This is a genomic window from Streptomyces sp. DH10, assembly GCF_029813805.1.
In the GTDB taxonomy this organism is placed as follows: domain Bacteria; phylum Actinomycetota; class Actinomycetes; order Streptomycetales; family Streptomycetaceae; genus Streptomyces; species Streptomyces coeruleofuscus.
In genome coordinates, this window is record NZ_JARVKU010000003.1 from 185,128 (window position 1) to 209,107 (window position 23,980).

Sequence of the window (23,980 nt, forward strand, 5' to 3'; positions counted from 1 at the left end):
ACCCGGTGGCGATATCGGCCCCTCACCGTCCTGCGCCCCCCGCTCCGCCCGGCCTCTGCCGCCCCCCTGCCTCTCACCACGCGTGCGTGCAGACGTCCTCATCCCGCCCCCTCAACACGCGCGCGCAGCGCCCGCCGCGCGCGCAGATAGCCGACAGGCCCGTACACCATCCCCCTGCGCTGCAACCGCGACAGCCGCCGCGGCCACGGATGCGTCCGCACGTCGTGGTCGCCCGGCGCCCCGCCGCCCTCCGTCTCACGTACGGCGGTCAGCGTGCGCGCGTGGGCGAGACCCCGGGGCAGCCGCGCGAGAAACGCCGGCAGCAGCGCCGGGCGGTTCACGAGCACCGCGGTGAGATAGGCGGTGAGCCCGGCGCCGTAGCCGTACGCCTGGGTCTCCAGGTCCCGCCAGGTCTCCCGGTGGTGGTGCCACACCAGGGCGTGCGGGGTGTAGCGCAGCCGGTGGCCCTGCGTAAGGACGCGGACGAAGCCGTACAGGTCGTCACCGCCCCGGGCGGCCGTCCCGGCACCGGTGGCCGGGTCAAAACCGCCGACCTCACGCAGCACGGCCGTACGGAACGCCATGTTGGCGCCCGAGCCGAACCGCCCCGCCGTGAACGGGAACAGCGGCTCGTCGCCCGGGGGACGCGCCGGGTCGTACGTCCTTGGAGTGAAGCCTTTCGCGAAGCCGCCGTGGCTCTCCAGCAGCACCTGGGCCGGGGTGGTCAGCCTCGCGGGCAGGATGAGCCCGGTGCTGCACCCCAGTCCGGGGTCGGCGGCGAAGGGCGCGGTCAGCTCGGTCAGCCAGCGCGGATCGGCCACCACGTCGTCGTCCGTGAAGGCGACCACCTCGCCCCGTACGGCCGCGAGCCCCGTGTTGTGCGCGACCGCGAGGCCGGGTACCGGCTCGCAGACGTACCGCACGCGCTCGGCGTACTTCCGCTCGACCAGCTCCCGCGTCTCGTTCGTCACGGGAGCGTTGTCCACGACGACGATCTCGAACCGCGGATGGTCCTGCGCCAGCAGCGAGTCCAGCGCCCGGGCCAGCTGCCCGGCTCGCTCCCGGGTCGCGATGACGACACTCGTGTACGGCGGCTCCCCCAACTCGCCGGCTTCCCCGGGGGCACCGGCTTCCCCGGCTTCTGCGGGGCCACCGGTTGCCCCCGGTCCACGAGCGGGCGCGGGCGCCGGCGCACACTCCGCCCGCGCCCGCGCCGCGAGCACGGACTTCGCGTCCGCCCCCTCCGGCACTCGCGCGAGCAGCGTCCCCACGGGCCGCCCGCCCTGCCTGACCAGCACGAACACCTCGCCGTGCGTCACTGGAGGACTCCCCGGGCCCGGTCTGAGCGCGACCTCGTCGCCGTCGAGGTCCAACTCGGCGACCTGCACCGCCCCGATGTCCAGGAACCGCCGAATCTCCTCCTGCGCACGTGCCGAACGCGCCATGCGCCCACCCCCCTCGTCGTCAGGTACGGCGCAGCCGAGCCGCGCCCTTCAGGGTCCGTGCGGCCAGCGACGCGAGCCGTGGCCTGCCGCGGACGAAACTGTGCACGCGGCGCGCCGGCTCGCGGCTCAGCCAGTGCAGCGCCGCGCCCGCCCCCGGAAGCGTCACCGCGCCCTCGTACACGGGCAGTTCGCCCGTCTTCAGCGCGTCCTTGTACTCGGCCGCACCCCGCCCCAGATCGAGCATGCCGATGCCCTCGGCGGCGGCCGCCTCGGCCATGCGCAGGTGCAGCACCAGACCCGGCGAGTACTTCGCGAACTCCGGGTCGTAGGCCGGGAACCAGCAGGCCAGGACCGAGGCCGAGCGCAGCCCGAAGTGCGCGGCCAGCGGCCGGTCCCCGGCGTACAGCACGGACAGCGTGCCGCTGCACTCCGGCGCCCGGGTCCGGGCCAGCCGCCCCACGAGCCGGGTGATCCACTCCCGGGCGAACCGGTCCCGGCGGCCCGTCCTGCGGTACTGCGCCGACTTCCACTCCATGAGCGTGCGCAGCGCGGCCGGGTCGCGCTCGTCGAAGACGAACCGCAGGTCGCCGACCTGCCGGCCCAGCCTGCGCTCCTTGGCCAGGGTGGTCTTCAGGAACTTCGGCGACTGGGCACGCAGCACCGACTCGTACGTCTCGTAGCCCTTCTCCACGTCGATGACGTAGGTGGCGTGCTCCTCGGCCGTGTACCGGACGAACAGCCGCTGTCCGGCCTCCAGGTTGTCGAAGGCGAAGCTCGACAGCGCGCAGGCCCGCAGCAGTTCACCCGTGTCCAGGTCCAGGCCGGGCCGCAGGATCGCGCCCTGGGCGTCCGAGACGCCGAGTCCGATCGCCCGGCCTTGCCCCAACGGGCCGCGTTCATGGGGCAGGAAGCCGGCCGGCTCCAGCCCGTCGTACACCACCGCGACCCGCGCCCGCGGCCTCACCAGGCCGACGGCATCGGTGAACTCCGGTTCCATGAAGGGGTTGCGCGGTGCCTCCGACGCAGCGCGCAGCGCACGCCAGCGCTCCCTCTCCCCCTCGCCGAGCTCTCCGGGCCGAGCCACACGTATGCGCCCACTGCTCAACCTGACCCCCCGATCAAGTCCCCCCTGGACACTTGGAAGGTACCGCCCGAGACGGCCTCACGGGTAGGTAGCGGACCATGTTGTTGCCAACTGGTGCAGAGGCCTTCAACCGGGCAATCGGTGTCCGGGGCGCGATGAAACGAAGGGGCGCGCTGTCCGTATTCTCTGATCATGGCCGCACCCATCGCATATTCACTCATCGCCACCGACCTGGACGGGACGCTGCTGCGCGGCGACGACACCCTGTCAGACCGGTCCCTCGCCGCGCTCACGCGGGTGGCGGACGCCGGTGCCCAGCACCTCGTGGTGACGGGCCGGCCGGCGCCGAGAGTGCGGCCGCTCCTGGACGACCTCGGCTGTACGGGGCTCGCGGTGTGCGGGCAGGGCGCGCAGGTGTACGACGCCGGCGCGGACCGGCTGCTGTGGTCCATCACCCTGGACCGGGAGCTGGCCGAGACCGCCCTCGGCAAGATCGAGGCCGAGGTGGGGCAGGTGTACGCCGCGGTCGACCAGGACGGGGTCGACGGGCTCACGCTCATCGAGCCGGGCTACCTCATGCCGCACCCGACCCTGCCCGCGGTACGGGTCGACCGGCGCGACGAGCTGTGGGGCGAGCCCATCAGCAAGGTGCTGCTGCGCCACCCGTACCTGACGGACGACGAGTTGGCGGCGACGGCCCGCTCGGTGGTCGGTTCACTCGCGACGGTGACGATGTCGGGGCCCGGCACGGTCGAGCTCCAGCCGTGCGGGATCACCAAGGCGACGGGCCTGGCGCTGGCGGCCGAGCACCTGGGGCTGCGGCCCGCGGACACCGTCGCCTTCGGCGACATGCCCAACGACATCCCGATGTTCGACTGGGCCGCCCACGGCGTCGCCATGGCCAACGCCCATCCCGAACTCAAGGCCGTGGCCGACGAGGTCACCCTGTCGAACGAGGACGACGGCATCGCCGTCGTCCTCGAACGACTGCTGGGCGGGGCGGCTCAGTACGGGCCGTTGACGTTGTCGATCGAGCCGTAGCGGTCGGCCGCGTAGTTGCAGGCCGCGGTGATGTTGGCGACCGGGTCGTACGGGTCCCACGACGTGCCGTCCACGTGGTAGGCCTGGAAGGTCGGGTCGATGGTCTGGAGGAGACCCTTGGACGGGGTGCCCTTCGCGGCGTTCGAGTCCCAGTTGTTGATCGCCTGGGGGTTGCCGGACGACTCGCGCATGATGTTGCGGTGGATGCCCTCGTACGAACCCGGGATCCCCTTCTGCGCCATGATGTCCAGCGCCTCGCGGATCCAGCCGTCCAGGTTGTCGGCGTAGGTCTTCGCGGAGGCCTGGGTGGCCTTCGCGACGCCGCCGGCGGGCTTCGCGGCGGGCTTGGCGGGGGCGGAGGACTTGGTCGCCGTCTTCTTCTTCACGGCGTCCGTCTTGGCCGTCTTCACCTTCAGCTTCAGACCCGGGTGGATCAGCTTCGGGTCGTCGCCGACGGTGGCGCGGTTGTCCTTGTAGAGCTGCTTCCAGCCGCCCGACACGTCGTACTTGTCCGCGATGCGGTAGAGCGAGTCGCCCTTGGCCACGGTGTACGTGAGGGACTTGGCGGGCTGGGCCGCCTGCGGCACGGACTGTGCGGCGGCGGGTGCGCTCTGGCTCGGCTGGGCGGCGGCCTGCGTCGCGCCGAGCAGCGGGAGGGTGAGTGCCGCTCCGCCGGTGCCGACGGCCACGGCACGGCGGGTGAGCTGGTTGCTTCTGGGGCGACGGTGCTTGCCTCGGGGCATGGCGATATTCCTCTCCGACGCCTGCGAGGTGAGCTGTCGGGTTCGGGCCGGGAGGTGCCCGGCCGCCCACGGTGCTGTATGCCGTGGGCGGCTTCACCCCGAGCCGTTCCGCTGTGCGGACCGGCGACTTACCTGGGTCCCCCGCTCCTGCCATGCGTGAGTGAGTGGGTTCGTGTGGGGAGTCCGGGCGGTGGCAGGATTCGGCGTCCGCCGGACAGGCCCGGAACGTATGCGAGAGCACATGTCGGGAACAAGCACCTGAGTCACACGTCGCGCCGGTCGACCTTGGTCAGGGGGATATGAGCCGCTTGATCCTTTGCTGGAGCCAAGGCTCAACTGGCTTTCGGCGGAAGGAGGTACGGGCCGGTGCCGGAGTGGGGCGTCGCAGGGGATAACGTGATTCAACTCACTGATCACAAGTCCGTGGGGCAATGTACGCCAAGGGGAATTTGCTTACTCAATACGGCAAATCGCATATAACGCACTACTTCCCGGTAAGTCGATAAATGTCTGCTCTTATGAGCTGATCGAAAATATCGCGGTCGTGATCGGATACCGCCCGGCCTGTAACCATGGGCGCTGGCGGTGATCGAAACGTGACCGGATACGCTGACTCGAGTGATGGCAGCGACCTATCGACAAACCGCGTAATCACCGGCAGACACCAGCAGACACACCGGCAGACACCAGCAGACAGGAGACCCCTCGTGACCGACGTCGGGCCGTTCGGGCTGAGCGTGCGGGACCAGGCTCTGGAAGCCGATGTCCAGGCCGGGATGGCGGCTGTCGAGGAAGGCTTGCTCGAGGCCACCAAGAGTGAGGTGCCCTTCATCACGGAGGCCGCCCAGCACCTGGTCCGGGCCGGCGGCAAGCGGTTCCGTCCGCTGCTCGTGATGCTCTCCGCCCAGTTCGGCGACCGGTACGCGCCCGGGATCGTGCCGTCGGCCGTCGTCGTGGAGCTGACCCACCTCGCCACGCTGTACCACGACGACGTGATGGACGAGGCCGCCGTGCGCCGCGGGGTGGCGAGCGCGAACGCCCGCTGGGGCAACTCCGTCGCGGTCCTCACCGGCGACTTCCTCTTCGCCCGCGCCTCGCACATCCTGGCCGACCTCGGCCCGGAGGCGGTGCGGGTGCAGGCCGAGGCGTTCGAGCGGCTGGTGACCGGGCAGATCCTGGAGACGGCCGGCCCTCAGGACGGCCGCGACCCCGTCGAGCACTACCTGGACGTGCTGGGCGGCAAGACCGGTTCCCTGGTGGCGGTGTCGTGCCGGTTCGGCGCGATGATGTCCGGCGCCGACGACACGGTCGTGGACGTGCTGACCCAGTACGGCGAGCGGCTCGGCGTCGCCTTCCAGCTCGCGGACGACGTCCTGGACATCGCCTCCGACTCCCACGAGTCCGGCAAGACCCCCGGCACCGACCTGCGCGAGGGCATCCCCACGCTGCCGGTGCTGCGGCTGCGCGAGCGCGCCGCCCGGCTCGGACTCGCGGACGACATCGCCCTGTGCGAGCTGCTGGACTCCGACCTCACCGACGACGACCGGCACGCCGAGGCCCTGCGCCTGCTGCGCGCCCACCCGGCGCTGGAACAGGCCCGGCAGGACACGATCCGCTACGCCCAGGACGCCCGCTCGGCGCTGGCGCCGCTGCCCGAGTGCACCGCGAAGACGGCGCTGGTGGAGCTGTCCGACGCGGTCGTGCACCGGGCCGGCTAGCCCCTCTTTCCCGTACGACCCCTACGGGTCGGGGGAGAAGCGGCGCTGTCGTGTCATACCGCAGCAGTACGTGGAGTTGAGCCCGGGGTCTGACGTATCTGCCTGGCCGATTTGGTCAGATGGACACCACGGAAGACACCACTCCTCACCAGTTCGGGTGAGAATGGCGGCACAGGGACGAGTGCGTGGACGACACGGACAGCCGCCGCCGACCACGGAGGTAGGGCACACATGGCACCGTACGCATCCGACGACAGCACGACCGGCGGGGAGGGCGACGAGCGGCGCTCCGGGCGGCGCAAAGCCGCGCGGTACGTCGTCCCGGTCACGGTGATGGGGGTGGCGGCCGCGACGATCGGGCTGGTCCCCGCACTCGCCGACTCCGGTGACCCCGACCTCCCGAAGATCACCGCCCAGCAGCTCATCGAGAAGATGGCCAAGTCGGACGTCCAGCAGCTGTCCGGCACGGTGAAGATCAGCACGGACCTCGGCCTGCCGGACCTCGGCGGCCTGGAGAGCAGCCTGATGTCCGGCGCCGCGGGCCAGGGCGAGGGCGGCTCCTCCGCCGACCCGACGGCCAAGCTCACGGAACTGGCCTCCGGCACGCACACCCTGCGCGTCGCGGCCGACGGCCCGGACAAGCAGAAGCTGTCCCTGCTGGAGAACGCCGCCGAGTACAGCCTCGTCCACAACGGCAAGGACGTCTGGGGCTACGACAGCAAGTCGAACGAGGTCTACCACGGCACCGCCTCTCAGAGCCCGGAGCACGAGAAGGAGCAGCCGCCGGCGACGCCGAAGGACTTCGCCGAGGAGGCCCTGAAGGCCGTCGACGACACGACCTCCGTGACCGTGGACGGCACCGCCCAGGTCGCCGGCCGCGACGCCTACAAGCTGGTCGTCAAGCCGAAGCAGTCGGGCTCGACGGTCGGCGCGATCAGCGTGGCCGTGGACGCCGAGACCGGCATGCCGCTGAAGTTCACGCTGACCCCGGCGAGCGGCGGCGCCGCCGTCGTCGACGCGGGCTTCACCCAGGTCAGCTTCGCCAAGCCGGCCGCCTCCACCTTCGACTTCACCCCGCCCAAGGGTGCGAAGGTCACCGAGGAGAAGGACGCCGCCAAGGACTTCGGCAAGGGCTCCGACAAGCACTTCGGCAAGGGCTTCGAGAAGGGCGGGCTGCGTGAGCACGCCCCCAAGGCCGGGGAGGACTTCGGCAAGGGCCTCGACGGCATGAAGACCATCGGCGAGGGCTGGAGCTCCATAGCCACCTTCGACACCGGCGGCGAGGGCATGCCCTCCGGCGAGGCCGGCGGCGAGTTCGGCGGCTTCATCGACTCGCTCGGCGACAAGGTCACCGGCAAGTTCGGCTCGGGCACGGTCTTCTCGACCCGCCTGATCAACGCCCTCATCACCGACGACGGCAAGGTCTACGTGGGCGCCGTCACCAAGGACGCGCTCGTGAAGGCGGCCGACGCCGGGAAGTAAGTCCTTTCGACGGAACGAGGAAGCCGATGGGCGAACTGTCCGCCGCGGAGCCGGAGCACAGTGACGTGCGGGCCGAGGCCGGGGAACCGGTCATCGCCACCCGCGCGCTCACCAAGCGCTACCGCGGCGGACAGCTCGCCGTCGACGGCCTCGACCTGACCGTCCCGGCGGGCAGCGTCTTCGGCTTCCTCGGCCCCAACGGCTCCGGCAAGACCACTACCATCCGCATGCTGATGGGCCTCATCGAGCCCACCTCCGGCACGGCACGGGTGCTCGGGCAGCTCATGCCCCGGGCCACCCGCGCCGTGCTGCCGCACGTCGGCGCCCTCATCGAGGGCCCGGCCCTGTACGGCTTCCTCTCCGGCCGCGACAACCTGATCCGGTACGACTCCGCCGACCCGGCCGCCGATCCCCGCACCCGGAGGGCCCGGGTCGCCGCCGCGCTGGACCGGGTGGGCCTGACGGCCGCCGCGGGCAAGAAGGCCAAGGCGTACTCGCTGGGCATGAAACAGCGCCTGGGCCTGGCGGCCGCGCTGCTCCAGCCGCGCCGGCTGCTCGTGCTCGACGAGCCGACCAACGGCCTCGACCCGCAGGGCATGCGCGAGATCCGCACCCTGATACGCGAGCTGGCCTCGGACGGCACGACCGTCTTCCTCTCCTCCCACCTGCTCGACGAGATCGAGCAGGTCTGCACGCACGCGGCCGTGATGACGCAGGGCCGTCTGATCACCCAGGGCCCGGTCGCCGAGCTGTCCGCCGGGGCGCGCGGCCGGCTGGTGGTGACCACGCCGGACCCGGCGGAGGCGGCCCGGGTGCTGAAGGAACAGGGCGTCGGCGACGTCGTCGTCACGGACGACCGGGTGACCGGCGAACCACCGGAGAGCGACCTCGCCGACGTGAACACCGCGCTGGTGACGGCCGGTGTGCGCGTACGCGGCTTCACGGTCGAACGCGCCTCGCTGGAGGACGCGTTCGTGGCACTGACCGGGGAGGGCTTCGATGTCGCGGGCTGAAGTCGGTCAGACCGTACGGCCGGTGAGCCCGCTGTGGACCTTCGGGCTGCTGCGCAGCGAGCTCACCACCACCTTCCGGCGCTGGCGCACCCTCGCGCTGCTCGCCGTGCTGGCGGCCGTTCCCGTCCTGGTCGGCATCGCCGTCAAGTTGGAGACGAGCGACGGTTCGTCGCCAGGCGGTGGCGGCGGCGGGGGGCCGGCCTTCATCTCGCAGATCACCAACAACGGCCTGTTCCTGGTCTTCACCGCGCTGGCCGCCACACTCCCGTTCTTCCTGCCGATGGCGATCGGTGTCGTCGCGGGCGACGCGATCGCCGGCGAGTCGAACGCCGGCACGCTGCGCTATCTGCTGGTCGCCCCGGCCGGCCGCAGCCGTCTGCTGCTCACCAAGTACGCGACCGTCGTCATCTTCTGCCTGGCCGCCACCCTCGTCGTGGCCGTCTCGGCACTGACGGTCGGCGCGTTGCTGTTCCCGCTCGGCGACCTGACGACCATCTCCGGCACGCAGATCAGCTTCGCCGAGGGTCTGGGCAGATCCCTGCTGATCGCCCTGGCCGTCGCCGCGTCACTGATCGGCGTCGCCGCGCTCGGGCTGTTCGTCTCGACGCTCACGGGCAGCGGCATCGCGGCGATGGCGACCACGGTCGGCCTGCTGATCACGGTGCAGATCCTCGACCAGATCCCGCAACTGCACGCTCTCCAGCCGTACTTCTTCTCGCACTACTGGCTGTCCTTCGCCGACCTCATGCGCGAGCCCGTCTACTGGGACGACCTGACGAAGAACCTCGGCCTCCAGGCCCTGTACGCGGTGGTGTTCGGCTCGGCGGCCTGGGCGCGCTTCACGACGAAGGACATCACCGCGTAGCGCTCAGCCCTCGTAACAGTCGTCCTCGAGCACTCAGTTCTAGTACACGAACCGGGCCGGTGGCGCCTCCTGTGCGAAGAACGTCTTCGCGCGGGCCAGCGCCTCGGTGTCGTTCAGCACGTCACCCGGCTTGCTGCCGTTACCGAGCAGCACCCCTCCGAACCGCATCCCCATGTACGCGGCCGAGTTGTTGAGCGTCCCGACCAGCGGGTCGGCCACCTCCGGCTGACTGTGCGCGAGCGCGGTGACGCCCCACAGGGTGCGGCCGGCCAGGGTCGCCTTGAAGTCGAGGCCGGGGGTGCGCAGCCAGCCCGACCAGTAGTCCAGGTAGCGCTTGGTCTGTGCGGAGACCGAGTACCAGTACAGGGGCGAGGCGATCACGATGTCCGTGGCCGCGAGGGTGGCGTCGAGCAGCAGCGCCACGTTGCCCTCGGTCGGGCGGACGTGGTCGCTGTCGTGCCGCAGGTCCTCGAAGTCGGGCACCGGGTGCTCGGCGAGGTCGATCCACTGCTGTTCGACGTCCGGGGGCAACTGCTCGGCGGCCCGGCGGGCGAGCAGCTCGGTGTTGCCGTCGGCACGGGCGCTGCCCAGGACGAAGAGGAAGCGACGGGTCATGGGTGTCCCCCCAAAAGGTAGGCGCACATCAATTGCACGCGCATGCATCATATGCGTGTGCATTCAGATCCGCCAGGGTCTGCCGTCATCCCCAGAGTCGGCCCGTCCGCCAAGGCCGCCCGTCAGCTCCCGGTACGCAGCTCCGTCTCCCGTGCCACGGCCAGCAGCAGCGCCTCCCGCCCGTGCGGCGCCACCAGGTGCAGCCCGGCCGGGCAGCCGTCACCGCCGAAGCCGGCCGGAAGGCTCAGCGCCGGATGCCCACTGAGATTGAACGCCCAGGTGAGAGAGGTGGAGTAGCGATCGCCCGGGCCGTCGTGTCCATGCGGTGCGGTGGGTGTGGTCGGCGTCAGCAGCAGCTCCGCTTCGGCGAACAGTCCCGCCAGCCGCCGGTCGTTCTCCGCCCGGACGCGGTGGGCCTCGCCCGGATCGGCACCGGGTGTGCGCAGGGCGAGCCAGGCGGGCCCGGGGTCCAGGAGCCGCAACGGCGCCCGAGGCCGCACGAGCCGTACGACACCCGCCGCCACGAGCCGTTCGACCGCCGCCCGGGCGAGCGCGACGGGCTCCGGGTCGGGCCCGGCGAACCCCAGGTCGGGCGACCAGACGGCGGTGACGGGCAGAGGCGGGCCGGTCGGCACCGGTTCCTCCGACACCACCCGCCACCAGCTCGCCGCGTCCGACGCCGAGCGGGCGAGCACCCCCTGCACGGCGAGCCCCGTCCGGTCGGCGGAGGGCAGCCGTCCGGCCGTGGTCTTCAGGCCGGTCACCCCGCACCACGCCGCCGGGATGCGCACCGAACCGGCCCCGTCGCTGCCCGTCGCCAGCGGCACCAGCCCGGCCGCCACCGCCACCGCGGCCCCGGCCGAGGAGCCGCCCGGCGTACGGTCCGCCCGCCACGGATTGACCGTCCGGCCACGAGCGCCGAGCCCCCAGGTCTGCCAGGGCGTTCCCGGCCCCGGCACGGAGGTCGCGCCCACGGCGACACAACCCGCCGCGAGCAGCGGGCCCGCCGCACGCAGCCCGTGCCGCCCCTTCACGGCGATCGGCACCCCGGCGAGCGGCAGCGCTTCCCCCTTTCGAGGGACTCCCCCCTTTCGAGGGACATCCCCGGCCCGCAGGCCGAGGCGCGCGTCCAGCTCGCCCGCCCGCCGCAGCGCCTCCTCGTGCCACACCTCGACGAACGCGCACAGCTCCGGATCGGCCCGCTCGATCCGCTCCAGCGCCGCCGCGACCACGTCGACCGCGCGCAGCTCCCGGGCCCGTACGCCCGCCGCGATCTCCCCGGCCGACAGGGGCACCGCCGTCAGCGTGCCGCTCCCGTCAGCCGGACCAGGGCCGAGGTCTCACGCGGCGGATGCCCGAGCTCCCCCAGCCGCCAGGCCGGCACCCACGGCACGCGGTACACGTCGATGACCGACTCCAGGGACCTGACCCGCTGGGCGAGCGGACGCGGCAGCCGGCCCGGAGCGTCCGCCACGAGGACGACGGCGTCGAGGTCCAGCCCGGGCGGGGCCTGACCGCGCCGGAAGATCTCCACCGCCCCGGCGACCGTGTCCAGCCCGGCCGCGTGCGTCCGCGCGACCAGCAGCACCGACGCCGGGTCGCCCGGCCCGGGCCAGGCGCGGCCGCTGTCATGACCGCCGTAGACCGCGGCGAGGGTGGAGGCACCCGCGCCGCCGTGTGTGCCGACCCAGGAGAAGCGCCGTGCCGCGGCATGGGCGTGAGCGGGCCCCGGCGCCCCTGGCTCCTGGCTGGTCACCGGGCCGCGGATCCAGATCTCCGGCCCCTGTCGCATGCCTGTCTGCATGCCCCTCTCCTCCCTCGTACTCTCGATCCTCATGCCATCCGGAACGATCCATGCCGGGCCCGGGAACCCTTGGGACGAGCCTGTGACACCGCGGTGACGTGAGAAACCGGAGCGAGCGGACACACTCGACACTAGGTGTACGACGCCGAATGAGGGGACGATGGCTCGACTCAGCCGCGAGAAGAAGCGGGAACAGAAGCAGGCCGCACACGCGGCGACCCCGGCGGCGCCGATCGACGTCCGTGTCCCCGGGGCCGGAACGGACCCGGCGGGAGCGGTGCCGGGCGCCGGCGCGGGGGGTGTCTCCGATGGTGCGTCGGTCGGCGGTGTCCCCGTCTTCGCGGCCCCCGGCGAAGAGATCCAGCAGGCCGTCCTGAACCGCCTTCACCACATCGCCCAGGCCACCGGCCATCCCGTCCTCGCCACGGTCCACGACGAGCGCATCGGCTACGTCGTGCCGCTCCAGGTCGACCCGGACGGCTCCAGCCGCTTCACCGCCGAGCCGGTCCGCACGGCCCCGCCGGAGGACGCCGTCGCCCCGGAAGCGCCCGCGGCGGGCGCCGCGGCGGAGCCGCCCGCCCCGCCGCCGCCCGCGCCGGAGCGGCGGGACCCCCAGGACGACAGGGCCACGCACGTCCTTCGTCCCGTCCCGGAGCCCGGCCGTGGCACGGCCCCGACGTTCCCGCTGCGGGCGGTCCCCGAGCGGCAGCCGGCCGATCAGCCCCCACCGGCGTTCGAGTCGCGAGCCGTACCGGAGACGCCATTCGCCGAGCCGGAGGACGCACCTCCGGGCCCGGCCACGCCCCCCGGCACCGTCGCACCCCCGACCGGCGAGTTCGGGCCGCCTCCGCTCATGGACGTCAGGCCGCTCCCCGTCCCCGGAACCGGCCCGGGTCCGAAGCGCACGCGGGAACCCCTGCCGATGTCCGAAGCGGAGCTGCTCGCGGCCGAGGCCGACGCCAAGCCGACTCCCGTCAGGGGCTTCGACGCCGTCGCTGAGGCCATGCTCGGCGACGAACCCGTCGGCGCCCAGGGCGCTCCCGCCCTCCTCGCGGAGCCGATCGCGCGGATCAACGAGGCCGTCAAGGAGGGCCGGATCGACGCGGCGGCCGGGCTGGCGGACCAGACCGTCACGGACGCGTCGGGGACGCTCGGGCCGGAGCACCCCGAAGTGCTCCGGCTGCGCGAACTCACCGCGTACGTCGCCTACTTGGCGGGTGACCCGCTCCGTGCCTTCCGGCTGTCCCTCGACCTGGCCGGTGCCCACCGCCGCGCGGGCGACGCGGAGGCCGCCTACGGCAACGTGCTGAGCGCGGCCACCGCCTGGCGCGCGGTGCGTGACCCGGCGGTGGGCCTTGAGCTGGGCCGGGACCTGATCGGACTGTGGACCGAACTCGCCGCCGAGGAAGGCCCCGCCGCCGAGGAGATCGAGCAACTGGAGTCGGCCCGCGCCCGCATGGGCCGCCTGACGGAACGCGCCCGCAACCAGTAGGCGCCCCTACCGCGACAGCTCCCACACCGCGTGCGCCACGGCGTCGCTGTTGCGGTCGAGGGCGGTGTCGTCGATGTTGGCGGTGGTGTCGCAGGAGGAGTGGTAGCAGCGGTCGAAGGCCCGCCCGGCCGTGCCGCCCCACTTGGCCGCCTGCGCCGCCGTCTTCGTCCGGCTCGCCCCGGTGAACAGGCCGCCCACCGGCACGCCCGCGCTCTTGAAGGGTGCGTGGTCGGAGCGGCCGTCGCCCTCGGTCTCGATCTCGGTCGGGACGCCGAGGCCGGCGAAGTACTCCTTGAAGGTCTTCTCGATCGCCGGGTCGTCGTCGTAGACGAAGTAGCCGGGGTTCGGGGAGCCGATCATGTCGAAGTTCAGGTAGGCGCTGATCCTCGAACGGTCCCCGGTGGCCAGCCGGTTGACGTAGTGGCGGGAGCCGACCAGGCCGACTTCCTCCGCGCCCCACCAGGCGAAGCGCAGGTGCTTGGCGGGCTTGTACTGCGCCCGGGACACGGCGAGCGCGGTCTCCAGGACGGCGGCCGAGCCGGAGCCGTTGTCGTTGATGCCGGGGCCGGAGGAGACGCTGTCGAGGTGCGAGCCGGCCATCACGACCTGGTTCGCGTCGCCGCCGGGCCAGTCGGCGATCAGGTTGTAGCCGGTGCGGCCGGAGGCGGTGAACTGCTGGACCGCGGTGGTGTATCCGGCCGCGTCCAGCTTGGCCTTGATGTGGTCGAGCGAGGCCTTGTAGCCGGGGCGGCCGTGCGCGCGGTTGCCGCCGTTGGCGGTGGCTATGGACTGGAGCTGGGACAGGTGGGCCTTGACGCCCGCCAGGGGTATGTCGGGCGCGGCGGCCGGTCTCGGGGGAGCGGACGCGGCGTCCGCCGCGGCCCCGCCGGTCAGGAGCATGGCGGTGGCCACGGCACCGGCCGCCACGGCACGCGCGGAAACGGAGAGCTTCATGTGGGGGCTCCGACTTCCTTCGGGAAGCCCGTGGGGTGGCCACAGGCAGCCCACGGTGAATGGGGTGCCTGGATGGTGAAGCTGGTACTGACTCTCCGTCAAGAGACGTAACAAGTCACGGTGTTGATGCGCACCGGGCCGTCGGCGCTCACGGGAAGGTCACTGAACGCAGAACTCGTTCCCCTCCGGGTCCGCCATCACGACCCACTCGCCGCCCTGCTCGGCCACCCGCCGCAGCGCACGCGCACCGAGTCCCTCCAGTCGCGCGACCTCCTCCTCGCGCCGCCCCTCGCCCGGGTGTAGATCGAGGTGGAGCCGGTTCTTGACCGTCTTCGCCTCCGGCACCCGCTGGAACAGCAGCCGCCGCCCCAGCCCGGTCCCGCTCTCCTCCTCGAACGGGTCCTCGGGGTGCCGCACGGCGACCAGGTCCCGGAAGGCGCGGCGGCCGTGGAACTCGACCGTGGCCTCTTCGGGCAGGGCGCCGAAGCCGAGCAGCTTCTCGATGAGGGCGTTGTTGTCCTCGACCTCGTACCGGAGGGCGGCGGCCCAGAAGTCGGCCTGTGCCTGCGGGTCGTTCGCGTCGATGACGATCTTCCAGTGCAGGGGGGCGGGTGATGCCGGGGTCTGTGTCATGTAACCAGTTATACTGGTTACATGAGTGGGCGCGCAGGGGAAACGCCGGACCGGACACCCGGCCTGACACTGGTCTCGCACCAGGGGAAGGCCTACCGCTTCGATCCCGGAGCCCTGTGCCTGGAGCTGCTGACGACAGGCGGCCCAGGGGAGTTCGCCCGCTACGAGGTGCTGCACGAGCCCGCCGACCTCGTCGCCTGGACCGCACGCAGCCGCCTCCCGGACGGCCTGGACATCACCGTCACCGAGAGCGAGGTGGAGCGCGTCCGCACCCTGCGCGACGCCCTGTTCCCGCTCGCCGCCGACCGCGCCCACGGCCGCCCGCTGCGGGCCGCCCACCTGGACGTCGTCAACGCCGCCGCGGCCGGGCCCCCGCTCGTCGCCCGCATCGAGCCGGACGGCACCCGCGCCTGGGCCCCGGGCGCCACCGGAGCCCAGCTGCTCTCCACGATCGCCCGGGACGCGATCGACCTGTTCACCGGCCCCTACGCGCACCGCGTCCGCGAGTGCGGCGCCCACAACTGCTACCTGCTCTTCGTCGACACCTCCCGTCCGGGCCGCCGCCGCTGGTGCGCGATGGAGCACTGCGGCAACCGCGAGAAGGCCCGGGCACACCGGTCCCGCCGGGCTCCTGAGGTGCCGTAGCCCGTGCGGACATCCCCTGGGGCGGCGTAGCCTCCGGGGTCCGCTGGGGCGCCGTAGCCCCGCGGTCCGCTAGGACGCCGTGGCCTCCGCGCCCCGTGTCTGTGCCTCGCGGGCGTCGTACGCGCTGCGGGCCGCCGCGATCTCCTCCTGGTGCCGTTCCGTCCAGGTCACCAGGGACTGGACGGTGGTGTGCAGCGTCCTGCCGAGGGAGGTCAGTTCGTACTCGACCCGCGGCGGCACCACCGGGTGCACCGTCCGCTTCACCAGGCCGTCCCGCTCCAGCGACCGCAGGGTCACCGTCAGCATCCGCTGGCTGACCCCGTCGATCTCCCGGCGCAGCTCGGTGAAGCGCAGCCGCCGGTTCTCCAGCAGCGCGATGACGAGCAGGGACCACTTGTCGGCGATCCGGTCGAGGATCTGCCGGACCTGGCAGTCCTCGCGGGTGTCCCACTGGAAGGGGTCGGCGTCGCCGTGGTCCACGGTGCTCTCGCAGTTACTCGGTGACTTCGAAGTGCCTGCTTCCATGTCTGTCGATGCTGCCGCAGAGTGGTCGCGGTTACAAGAGGGAACCGACCCCCGCTTGCGTAACCGATTCTGACAAGAGGAGTGTTGACTCATGGGCACCCGTGCCTGGGCGCTGCTGTTCGTCCTCTGCGGAACGATCTTCCTCGAAGGCATCGATGTCGCGATGATGGCGGTGGCGATCCCTGCCATCCGCGCCGACCTCGGGCTGGCCACCGACACCGCGGCCTGGGTGATGAGCGGCTATGTGCTCGGTTACGCCGGCTTCACGCTGCTCGGCGGCCGCGCGGCCGACCTGCTCGGCCGGCGGCGGATGTTCCTCCTCTGGCTGACCGTCTTCCTCGCCTTCTCGGGACTCGGCGGCTTCGCGACCGAGGGCTGGATGCTGGTCGTCGCCCGGTTCGCCACGGGCGTCGCCGCCGCGTTCATGACCCCGGCCGCGCTCTCCCTGATCACGACCTCGTACGAGGAAGGCCCGAAACGCAACAAGGCGCTGCTGGTCTACGCCGGAACGGGCGCCGCCGGCTTCTCGCTCGGCCTGGTCATCGGCGGTCTGCTCACCGAGCTCGGCTGGCGTTGGGTGTTCTTCGCGCCGGTGCTGCTGGCCGCCGCGCTGCTGGTCGCGGCCGTACGCCTGGTGCCCCGGCAGGACGGCCCGCCGGCGCGCCGGCGCGGGTTCGACCTGCCCGGCGTGTTCACCGCCGCCGGCGCCATGCTGCTCGCCGCCTACACCGTCATACGCCTCGAGCACGGCCTGCACGACTGGCCGCTCACCGTGGTCTCCGGTCTCGCGTCGCTCGCCCTGGCCGGTGTCTTCGTCGTGGTCGAACGCCGCAACCCGGATCCGCTCGTCCGCCTCGGCATCCTGCGCCAGGGTCCGGTCGTGCGCGCCGACCTGGGAGCGCTGCTCTTCCTCGGCGCCTTCTTCGGCTTCCAGTTCGTCGTCACGCTCTACCTCCAGGAGCTGCGTGGCTGGTCGCCCCTCATGACGGCGGTGGCCCTGATCGTCATGGGCGTCGACGCCGTCCTCGCCCCGACGCTGACCCCGAGACTGGTCGCCCGCTTCGGCAACGCCCAGGTGATCGTCGGAGGCTTCGTCCTGGCCGTGATCGGGTACGCGCTGTTCCTGCCGGTCGGCATGGACTGGTCCTACGCCGCGATGTTCCCCACCCTGTTCCTCTCGGGCCTCGCCTTCGCCCTGGCCGCCGGGCCGCTGATGATCGCGGCCACGGACGGGGTCACCGAGTCGGAGCAGGGTCTGGCCGGTGGGCTGCTGACCACCGCCACGCAGTTCGGCTCCGCGATCGGCATCGCGGCGGTGACCGCGGTCTACGGTCTGGCGTCCACCGGGTCCGGCCCCGAGGCCACGCTGTCGGCGTTCCGGGTGGCGCTGATCGTGCCGGTGGTGCTGGTGGTGCTGGGCGCGCTGCTCTCGGTGGTGAGTGCGCGGGAGGCCCGGCGGGCGGTGCGCAGGGCGTCCCAGGTGAGCAGTGACAGTGCCAGCCAGACCAGCGCGAACCCGGCCCAGCGCTCCGGCGGCATCGCCTCGCCGAAGTAGAAGACGCCGAGCAGGAACTGGAAGACCGGCGTCAGGTACTGCAACAGGCCGATCGTGGACAGGGGCACGCGGATGGCGGCCGCGCCGAAGCAGACCAGGGGCAGCGCGGTGACGATCCCGGCCGAGGCGAGCAGCGCCGCGTGCCCCGCGCCCTCGGTGGTGAACGTGGAATCGCCCCGCGCGGTCAGCCACACCAGGAAGCCGAGCGCGGGCAGGAACTGGACCACGGTCTCGGCGGCCAGCGACTCCACGCCGCCGAGGTTCAGCTTCTTCTTCACCAGCCCGTACGTGGCGAAGGAGAAGGCGAGGCCGAGCGAGATCCACGGGGGCCGGCCGTAGCCGACGGTCAGCACGACGACCGCCGCGCCGCCGGTCCCGACCGCCACCCACTGCACCGGCCGCAGCCGCTCCTTCAGCAGCAGCACACCCATCGCGATGGTGACCAGCGGGTTGATGAAGTACCCGAGCGAGGCCTCGACGACGTGCCCGGAGTTCACGGACCAGATGTACAGGCCCCAGTTGATGGTGATGAAGGTCGCGGCGACCGCGACGAGGCCCAGCCTGCGCGGCTGCCGCAGCAGCTCTCCGGCCCAGGCCCAGCGGCGCAGCACGAGCAGGGCGGCGCCCACGAAGACCAGCGACCACACCATCCGGTGGGCCAGGATCTCCAGCGCCCCGGCGGGTTTCAGCAGCGGCCAGAACAGCGGGACGAGGCCCCACATCCCGTAGGCCGCGAAGCCGTTCAGCAGTCCTATGTGCCGCTCACCTCTCGGCTTGCCGCTCACGGGCCCCTCCTCCGTACGTGTGTTCCGCGTTCACGACGGTAACGCCGAGCGCCCCCGGCTGTCATGCCCGTATCGTTATACGGTCATGACAGCCGGGGGCGGGGCGGCTCAAGGGCCCGCCGGGGGAGTTCAGCCCTTGAGCGCCGCGGTGATGGCCTCGGAGAACGGGGTGGTCGGACGGCCGGTCAGCCGGGACAGATCGCCGGTGGAGACGACCAGCTCGCCCTTCTCGATGGAGGCGTCCACGCCCGCGAGCGTCTGCGCCAGCGGCTCGGGCAGGCCGGCGCCGGTCAGGATTCCGGTGAGCACGTCGGTCGAGACCGGGTTGTAGGTGATCTCCTTGCCGGTCTGACGGCTCAGCTCGGCCGCGTACTCGGCGAAGCTCCACGCGGTGTCGCCACCCAGCTCGTAGGTCTTGTTCTCGTGCCCCTCGCCGGTCAGCACGGCGGCGGCGGCAGCGGCGTAGTCGGCGCGGGCGGCGGAGGAGACCTTGCCCTCGCCGGCGGCGGCCACGACCGCGTTGTGCTCCAGCACCGGGGCGAGGTTCTCGGTGTAGTTCTCGTGGTACCAGCCGTTGCGCAGCAGGGTGTAGGGCACGCCGGAGTCCAGCAGCAGCTCCTCGGTCCCGCGGTGGTCGTCGGCGAGTGCGGCGGTCAGCGTGCCCGGGGCGCTGGTGTAGGCGAGCAGGGCCACACCGGCCGCCTTGGCGGCGTCGATGACGACCTTGTGCTGCTGCACCCGGCCCTTGTCGAACTCGTTGCCCGAGACCAGCAGCACCTTGTCACCGGCGGAGAAGAGGCCGTCGAAGGACGCGGGCGCGTTGTAGTCGGCCAGCGCGATCTTCACACCGCGCTCCGCGAAGTCGGCGGCCTTCTCCGTGTTGCGGACGACCGCGGTGATCTGCTCGGCCGGGACCTTCTCCAGCAGCTGCTCCACGACGTGACGGCCGAGGTTTCCGGTGGCTCCGGTGACGACGATGCTCATGGTGATGACTCTCCTTGTGGGGTGCGTGGCACTAACCCTAGGGGGAGCGCTAACTCTTGGAAAGTACCCACTTTGAAGTAAGGTACTGGCATGGCAGTAAGTGATGATGAGGCCCTGTGCCCGAACCGGCTGGTGCTGGAACACGTCACCAGCCGCTGGGGCGTGCTCGTGCTGATCGAGCTGCTGGACCGCTCCTACCGGTTCAGCGAGCTGCGCCGGGCGATCAGCGACTACGGGGGCCGGGGCGTCAGCGAGAAGATGCTCACGCAGACGCTCCAGACCCTGGAGCGCGACGGCCTCGTCCACCGCGACGCCAAGCCCGTGATCCCGCCCCGCGTCGACTACTCCCTCACCGACCTCGGCCGCGAGGCCGCCGAGCAGGTGCGGGCCCTGTCGCGGTGGACGGACCGGCGCATGGACGACGTGGAGAAGGCCCGCCGGGCATACGACGAGGCCCGGGCCGCGTCCTGAGACGGTCCCGGGCCTCGCTGTCCCAAGGGATGATCAGCCGACGACCGTCCAGGTGTCGCCGCCCGCCAGCAGCGCGGCCAGGTCGCCCTTGCCGTGCTGTTCGATCGCGTTGTCCAGCTGGTCGGCCATCTGCGTGTCGTACACGGGCCGGTCGACGGAGCGCAGCACACCGATCGGGGTGTGGTGCAGGGTGTCCGGGTCGGCGAGGCGGGACAGCGCGAACGCCGTGGTCGGGGACTCGGCGTGCGCGTCGTGGACGAGCACTTGGTCCTCGTTGTCCGGCGTCACCGCCACCACCTTCAGATCACCGGTCACCGGGTCCCGGACGACACCCTTGGCCAGGTCGCTGCCGAAGCGGATCGGCTTGCCGTGCTCCAGCCGGATCACGGCCTCCTCGGCCTGCTGCTTGTCCTTCAGGGCGTCGAAGGCGCCGTCGTTGAAGATGTTGCAGTTCTGGTAGATCTCGATGAGGGCCGTGCCCTGGTGGGCGGAGGCCTGGCGCAGCACCTCCGTCAGGTGCTTGCGGTCGGAGTCGACCGTCCGCGCCACGAACGACGCCTCCGCGCCGATCGCCAGGGAGACGGGGTTGAAGGGCGCGTCCAGCGAGCCCATCGGCGTCGATTTGGTGATCTTGCCGACTTCGGAGGTCGGGGAGTACTGGCCCTTGGTCAGGCCGTAGATCCGGTTGTTGAACAGCAGGATCTTGAGGTTGACGTTGCGGCGCAGGGCGTGGATGAGGTGGTTGCCGCCGATGGACAGCGCGTCGCCGTCACCCGTGACGACCCACACCGACAGGTCGCGGCGCGAGGAGGCGAGGCCGGTGGCGATGGCGGGGGCGCGGCCGTGGATGGAGTGCATCCCGTAGGTGTTCATGTAGTACGGGAAGCGGGAGGAGCAGCCGATGCCCGAGACGAAGACGATGTTCTCCTTCGCCAGTCCCAGCTCGGGCATGAAGCCCTGCACCGCGGCGAGGATGGCGTAGTCACCGCAGCCGGGGCACCAACGCACCTCCTGATCGGACTTGAAGTCCTTCATCGACTGCCTGCCCTCGGCCTTGGGGACGAGGGAAAGCGCCTCGATGGTGCCCGTGCCTTGTGTGGACGTCTCAGCCATCGATGGCCTCCTTCAGAGCCGTGGCGAGCTGCTCCGCCTTGAACGGCATACCGTTGACCTGGGTGTACGAGTGGGCGTCGACCAGGTACTTCGCCCGGATGAGCGTGGCGAGCTGCCCGAGGTTCATCTCGGGGATCACCACCTTGTCGTAACGCTCGAGGACCGCGCCCAGGTTCTTCGGGAAGGGGTTGAGGTGGCGCAGGTGGGCCTGCGCGATCGACTCCCCGGCCCGGCGCAGCCGCCGCACCGCGGCCGTGATCGGCCCGTACGTCGATCCCCAGCCGAGGACGAGGGTCCTGGCCTCGTGCGGGTCGTCCACGTCGAGGTCGGGAACCTCGATGCCGTCCACCTTCGCCTGCCGGGTGCGCACCATGAAGTCGTGGTTGGCCGGGGCGTAGGAGATGTTGCCCGTGCCGTCCTCCTTCTCGATGCCCCCGATCCGGTGCTCCAGACCCGGCGTGCCCGGGATCGCCCACGGCCGCGCCAGCGTCTGCGGATCCCGCTTGTACGGCCAGAACACCTCCGTGCCGTCGTCGAGGGTGTGGTTGGGGCCTTGCGCGAACTGCACCCGCAGATCCGGCAGCTCCTCCAGATCCGGGATGCGCCACGGCTCGGAGCCGTTGGCCAGGTAACCGTCGGAGAGGAGGAACACCGGGGTCCGGTAGGTCAGCGCGATCCGCGCCGCCTCCAGCGCCGCCTCGAAGCAGTCCGCCGGCGTACGGGGCGCGACGATCGGCACCGGCGCCTCACCGTTACGCCCGAACATCGCTTGCAACAGGTCGGCCTGCTCGGTCTTGGTGGGCAGACCGGTCGACGGGCCACCACGCTGGATGTCCACCACCAGCAACGGCAGCTCCAGCGACACCGCCAGACCGATGGTCTCCGACTTCAGCGCCACACCCGGCCCGGAGGTCGTGGTCACGGCCAGCGAACCGCCGAAGGCCGCCCCCAGAGCCGCCCCGATCCCGGCGATCTCGTCCTCGGCCTGGAAGGTCCGCACCCCGAAATTCTTGTGCTTGGACAGCTCGTGCAGGATGTCCGACGCCGGCGTGATCGGGTACGAGCCCAGGTACAGCGGCAGATCCGCCTGCCGGGACGCGGCGATCAGGCCGTAGGACAGCGCCAGGTTGCCGGAGATGTTGCGGTAGATACCGGGCGGGAACGCGGTGGCCGCCGGGGCGACCTCGTAGGAGACGGCGAAGTCCTCGGTGGTCTCGCCGAAGTTCCAGCCGGCACGGAATGCGGCGATGTTGGCCGCAGCGATGTCGGGTTTCTTGGCGAACTTCGAGCGGAGGAATCTCTCCGTGCCCTCGGTGGGCCGGTGGTACATCCAGCTCAGAAGGCCCAGCGCGAACATGTTCTTGCTGCGCTCGGCCTCCTTGCGGGTGAGGTCGAACTCCTTCAGCGCCTCGACGGTGAGCGTGGTCAGCGGCACGGGGTGGACCTGGTAGCCGTCCAGTGACCCGTCCTCCAGCGGACTGGTGTCGTAGCCGACCTTCTGCATCGCCCGCTTGGTGAACTCGTCCGTGTTGACGATCACCTCCGCCCCGCGCGGCAGGTCGCCGATGTTCGCCTTCAGCGCGGCCGGGTTCATCGCCACCAGCACGTTCGGCGCGTCACCGGGCGTGAGGATGTCATGGTCCGCGAAGTGCAGCTGGAAGGACGACACACCCGGCAGGGTCCCGGCGGGCGCGCGGATCTCGGCCGGGAAGTTCGGCAGCGTCGACAGGTCGTTGCCGAACGACGCGGTCTCCGAGGTGAAACGGTCACCGGTGAGCTGCATACCGTCACCCGAGTCCCCCGCGAACCTGATGATCACCCGGTCGAGGCGACGAACGTCCTTCGCGTCCGTCGCTTTGCGCTGCTCTCCTACGACTGCTTCGTCGGCCTGCTCCGCTGGGCTACTGACCTGGCTGGTCACTGAACTGGACCTCCCTCGAGGTGGCTGTCCGGGAAGGCCTTCCCGGAGGCATTCCCAGGATCAACACTACGACCGCAAGGGTCGCCTTCCTCGGGTCATTCGCATGTTGGACACGACTTTGAGACGATCGCGCGGCCTGATTCGTCCTGTTTTCCGATCCCCGCTGCTGCCCTCCAAGACGCTCCGGACCCGCCCGGTGGTTCGGTCGGGGACTGGTCGGCCGGTCAGGAATTCAGGTACGTCAGGACGGCCAGCACCCGGCGGTGGTCCCCCTCGCTCTGGGAGAGCCCCAGCTTCAGGAAGATGTTGCTGACGTGCTTCTCGACCGCCCCGTCGCTGACCACGAGCTGCCGGGCGATCGCCGAGTTCGTCCGCCCCTCGGCCATCAGCTCCAGCACCTCACGCTCCCGCGGGGTCAGCCTCGCGAGCACGTCCTGCTTACGGCTGCGGCCCAGCAGCTGCGCGACGACCTCCGGGTCGAGGGCCGTCCCGCCCTCGGCCACCCGCACCACCGCGTCCACGAACTCACGCACCTCGGCCACGCGGTCCTTCAGCAGATAGCCGACGCCCCGGCTGGACCCCGCGAGCAGCTCCGTGGCGTAGCGCTCCTCAACGTACTGGGACAGCACCAGCACGCCGAGCCCCGGGTGCGCCTTGCGCAGCTGCACCGCGGCCCGCACCCCCTCGTCGGTGTGCGTGGGCGGCATCCGCACATCGGCGACCACGACGTCCGGCAGCTCGCTCTGCGCGTCCAGCTCCGTGATGGTCTTGATCAGAGCCTCGCCGTCACCGACACCGGCGACGACGTCGTGCCCCCGGTCGGTCAGCAACCGGGTCAGGCCCTCCCTGAGCAGCACCGAATCCTCGGCGATGACCACCCGCACCCTGTCCTCCACGATGTTCGGCCCCCACAGCCCCATGTCGCCCGTCCGCAGCCCACAACGGCCCCGCGCCCACCCGTGCGACGGGTCCAGCATTTCAGGATCGGGCGCCGGATGGGGGCGGACAGGCTTGTTGTCCGGCGGATCCGGCGATTCGGGGGCTGGGGAGGCTTGCGGGTGGTGGGGCGGGTTCGCAGGTGGTGGTGCGGGC

General features: G+C 71.4%; 22 protein-coding genes, 1 pseudogene and 1 riboswitch. Of the genes and pseudogenes, 9 read left to right on the forward strand and 14 right to left on the reverse strand.

All coding sequences use genetic code 11. The annotated features are described in order from the left end of the window. Positions 1–98 precede the first annotated feature (98 nt). Positions 99–1,445, reverse strand: a complete 1,347-nt coding sequence (locus QC385_RS07715; RefSeq protein WP_279540527.1) for a glycosyltransferase — start codon at positions 1,443–1,445, stop codon at positions 99–101. Between the two features lie 19 nt (positions 1,446–1,464). Further along, positions 1,465–2,529 carry a GNAT family N-acetyltransferase gene (locus QC385_RS07720; RefSeq protein ID WP_279540528.1) on the reverse strand — a complete coding sequence of 355 codons (1,065 nt, stop codon included), beginning with the start codon at positions 2,527–2,529 and terminating at the stop codon, positions 1,465–1,467. A 192-nt stretch (positions 2,530–2,721) separates the two neighbouring features. Between QC385_RS07720 and QC385_RS07725 the strand changes: the two genes are divergently transcribed. Continuing rightward, positions 2,722–3,570 (forward strand): HAD family hydrolase, encoded by an 849-nt coding sequence (locus QC385_RS07725; protein ID WP_279540529.1) that lies wholly within the window; start codon positions 2,722–2,724, stop codon positions 3,568–3,570. Here QC385_RS07725 and QC385_RS07730 read toward each other — a convergent pair. After that, entirely contained in the window at positions 3,534–4,313 is a 780-nt protein-coding gene (locus QC385_RS07730; RefSeq protein ID WP_279540530.1) for a transglycosylase SLT domain-containing protein, read from the reverse strand. The two genes, QC385_RS07725 and QC385_RS07730, sit on opposite strands and share 37 nt — an antisense overlap. A 3-nt stretch (positions 4,314–4,316) precedes the next feature. Further along, positions 4,317–4,490, reverse strand: a riboswitch (cyclic di-AMP (ydaO/yuaA leader). A 530-nt stretch (positions 4,491–5,020) separates the two neighbouring features. Here QC385_RS07730 and QC385_RS07735 point away from each other — a divergent pair. The 4 genes from QC385_RS07735 (at position 5,021) to QC385_RS07750 (ending at position 9,391) form a co-directional block, all read left to right on the forward strand. Continuing rightward, positions 5,021–6,031 (forward strand): polyprenyl synthetase family protein, encoded by a 1,011-nt coding sequence (locus QC385_RS07735; RefSeq protein WP_279540531.1) that lies wholly within the window; start codon positions 5,021–5,023, stop codon positions 6,029–6,031. Between the two features lie 231 nt (positions 6,032–6,262). Beyond that, entirely contained in the window at positions 6,263–7,513 is a 1,251-nt protein-coding gene (locus QC385_RS07740) for a LolA family protein (protein WP_279540532.1), read from the forward strand. 26 nt (positions 7,514–7,539) lie between these two features. After that, a complete protein-coding gene (locus tag QC385_RS07745; protein ID WP_279540533.1) occupies positions 7,540–8,526 on the forward strand; it encodes an ABC transporter ATP-binding protein in 987 nt (328 codons plus the stop codon). Beyond that, positions 8,513–9,391, forward strand: a complete 879-nt coding sequence (locus QC385_RS07750) for an ABC transporter permease (RefSeq protein WP_279540534.1) — start codon at positions 8,513–8,515, stop codon at positions 9,389–9,391. The genes QC385_RS07745 and QC385_RS07750 overlap by 14 nt, the downstream gene beginning before the upstream one ends. 39 nt (positions 9,392–9,430) lie before the next feature. Here the strand turns inward: QC385_RS07750 and QC385_RS07755 are convergent, their stop codons facing one another. The 3 genes from QC385_RS07755 to QC385_RS07765 form a co-directional block, all read right to left on the reverse strand. Continuing rightward, the gene (locus tag QC385_RS07755) at positions 9,431–10,006 is read right to left on the reverse strand and encodes a flavodoxin family protein (protein WP_279540535.1); all 576 of its coding nucleotides are present in this window, start codon (positions 10,004–10,006) and stop codon (positions 9,431–9,433) included. Positions 10,007–10,128: 122 nt separating this feature from the next. After that, positions 10,129–11,301 carry an amidase gene (locus QC385_RS07760; RefSeq protein ID WP_279540536.1) on the reverse strand — a complete coding sequence of 391 codons (1,173 nt, stop codon included), beginning with the start codon at positions 11,299–11,301 and terminating at the stop codon, positions 10,129–10,131. Positions 11,302–11,306: 5 nt separating this feature from the next. Beyond that, on the reverse strand, positions 11,307–11,810 hold the full coding sequence (locus QC385_RS07765; protein ID WP_279540537.1) for a DUF6668 family protein: 504 nt from the start codon (positions 11,808–11,810) through the stop codon (positions 11,307–11,309). A 160-nt stretch (positions 11,811–11,970) separates the two neighbouring features. Here QC385_RS07765 and QC385_RS07770 point away from each other — a divergent pair, with 160 nt between their 5' ends. Then, positions 11,971–13,302 carry a tetratricopeptide repeat protein gene (locus tag QC385_RS07770; RefSeq protein WP_279540538.1) on the forward strand — a complete coding sequence of 444 codons (1,332 nt, stop codon included), beginning with the start codon at positions 11,971–11,973 and terminating at the stop codon, positions 13,300–13,302. A 6-nt stretch (positions 13,303–13,308) separates the two neighbouring features. Here QC385_RS07770 and QC385_RS07775 read toward each other — a convergent pair whose 3' ends face one another. Both QC385_RS07775 and QC385_RS07780 read right to left on the reverse strand, forming a co-directional pair. After that, positions 13,309–14,256, reverse strand: a complete 948-nt coding sequence (locus QC385_RS07775; RefSeq protein ID WP_279540539.1) for a M28 family metallopeptidase — start codon at positions 14,254–14,256, stop codon at positions 13,309–13,311. A 159-nt stretch (positions 14,257–14,415) separates the two neighbouring features. Beyond that, positions 14,416–14,889, reverse strand: coding sequence for a VOC family protein (locus QC385_RS07780; RefSeq protein WP_279540540.1), 474 nt, complete (start codon positions 14,887–14,889; stop codon positions 14,416–14,418). A gap of 21 nt (positions 14,890–14,910) precedes the next feature. Here QC385_RS07780 and QC385_RS07785 point away from each other — a divergent pair, with 21 nt between their 5' ends. Then, on the forward strand, positions 14,911–15,534 hold the full coding sequence (locus QC385_RS07785) for a CGNR zinc finger domain-containing protein (RefSeq protein ID WP_279540541.1): 624 nt from the start codon (positions 14,911–14,913) through the stop codon (positions 15,532–15,534). A 69-nt stretch (positions 15,535–15,603) separates the two neighbouring features. Here QC385_RS07785 and QC385_RS07790 read toward each other — a convergent pair whose 3' ends face one another. Further along, on the reverse strand, positions 15,604–16,059 hold the full coding sequence (locus tag QC385_RS07790; RefSeq protein WP_279540542.1) for a winged helix-turn-helix transcriptional regulator: 456 nt from the start codon (positions 16,057–16,059) through the stop codon (positions 15,604–15,606). 91 nt (positions 16,060–16,150) lie between these two features. Between QC385_RS07790 and QC385_RS07795 the strand changes: the two genes are divergently transcribed. Further along, positions 16,151–17,614 (forward strand): MFS transporter, encoded by a 1,464-nt coding sequence (locus tag QC385_RS07795; RefSeq protein WP_279540543.1) that lies wholly within the window; start codon positions 16,151–16,153, stop codon positions 17,612–17,614. Here QC385_RS07795 and rarD read toward each other — a convergent pair. Both rarD and QC385_RS07805 read right to left on the reverse strand, forming a co-directional pair. After that, positions 17,599–18,336: pseudogene (rarD, locus tag QC385_RS07800) on the reverse strand (EamA family transporter RarD); the annotation flags it as partial. The gene QC385_RS07795 and the pseudogene rarD sit on opposite strands and share 16 nt — an antisense overlap. 192 nt (positions 18,337–18,528) lie before the next feature. Further along, on the reverse strand, positions 18,529–19,383 hold the full coding sequence (locus QC385_RS07805) for an SDR family oxidoreductase (protein ID WP_279540544.1): 855 nt from the start codon (positions 19,381–19,383) through the stop codon (positions 18,529–18,531). Positions 19,384–19,473: 90 nt separating this feature from the next. Between QC385_RS07805 and QC385_RS07810 the strand changes: the two genes are divergently transcribed. After that, a complete protein-coding gene (locus QC385_RS07810) occupies positions 19,474–19,854 on the forward strand; it encodes a winged helix-turn-helix transcriptional regulator (RefSeq protein ID WP_279540545.1) in 381 nt (126 codons plus the stop codon). A 33-nt stretch (positions 19,855–19,887) separates the two neighbouring features. Here the strand turns inward: QC385_RS07810 and QC385_RS07815 are convergent, their stop codons facing one another. From QC385_RS07815 to QC385_RS07825, 3 genes are all read right to left on the reverse strand, one after another. Continuing rightward, positions 19,888–20,967: a 2-oxoacid:ferredoxin oxidoreductase subunit beta gene (locus QC385_RS07815; protein ID WP_150482489.1), complete on the reverse strand. Its 1,080-nt coding sequence runs from the start codon at positions 20,965–20,967 to the stop codon at positions 19,888–19,890. After that, positions 20,960–22,888 (reverse strand): 2-oxoacid:acceptor oxidoreductase subunit alpha, encoded by a 1,929-nt coding sequence (locus tag QC385_RS07820; protein WP_279540546.1) that lies wholly within the window; start codon positions 22,886–22,888, stop codon positions 20,960–20,962. Before QC385_RS07820 ends, QC385_RS07815 begins: the two co-directional genes overlap by 8 nt. A 224-nt stretch (positions 22,889–23,112) precedes the next feature. Next, positions 23,113–23,808 (reverse strand): response regulator transcription factor, encoded by a 696-nt coding sequence (locus tag QC385_RS07825; protein WP_279540547.1) that lies wholly within the window; start codon positions 23,806–23,808, stop codon positions 23,113–23,115. Positions 23,809–23,980: the final 172 nt, after the last annotated feature.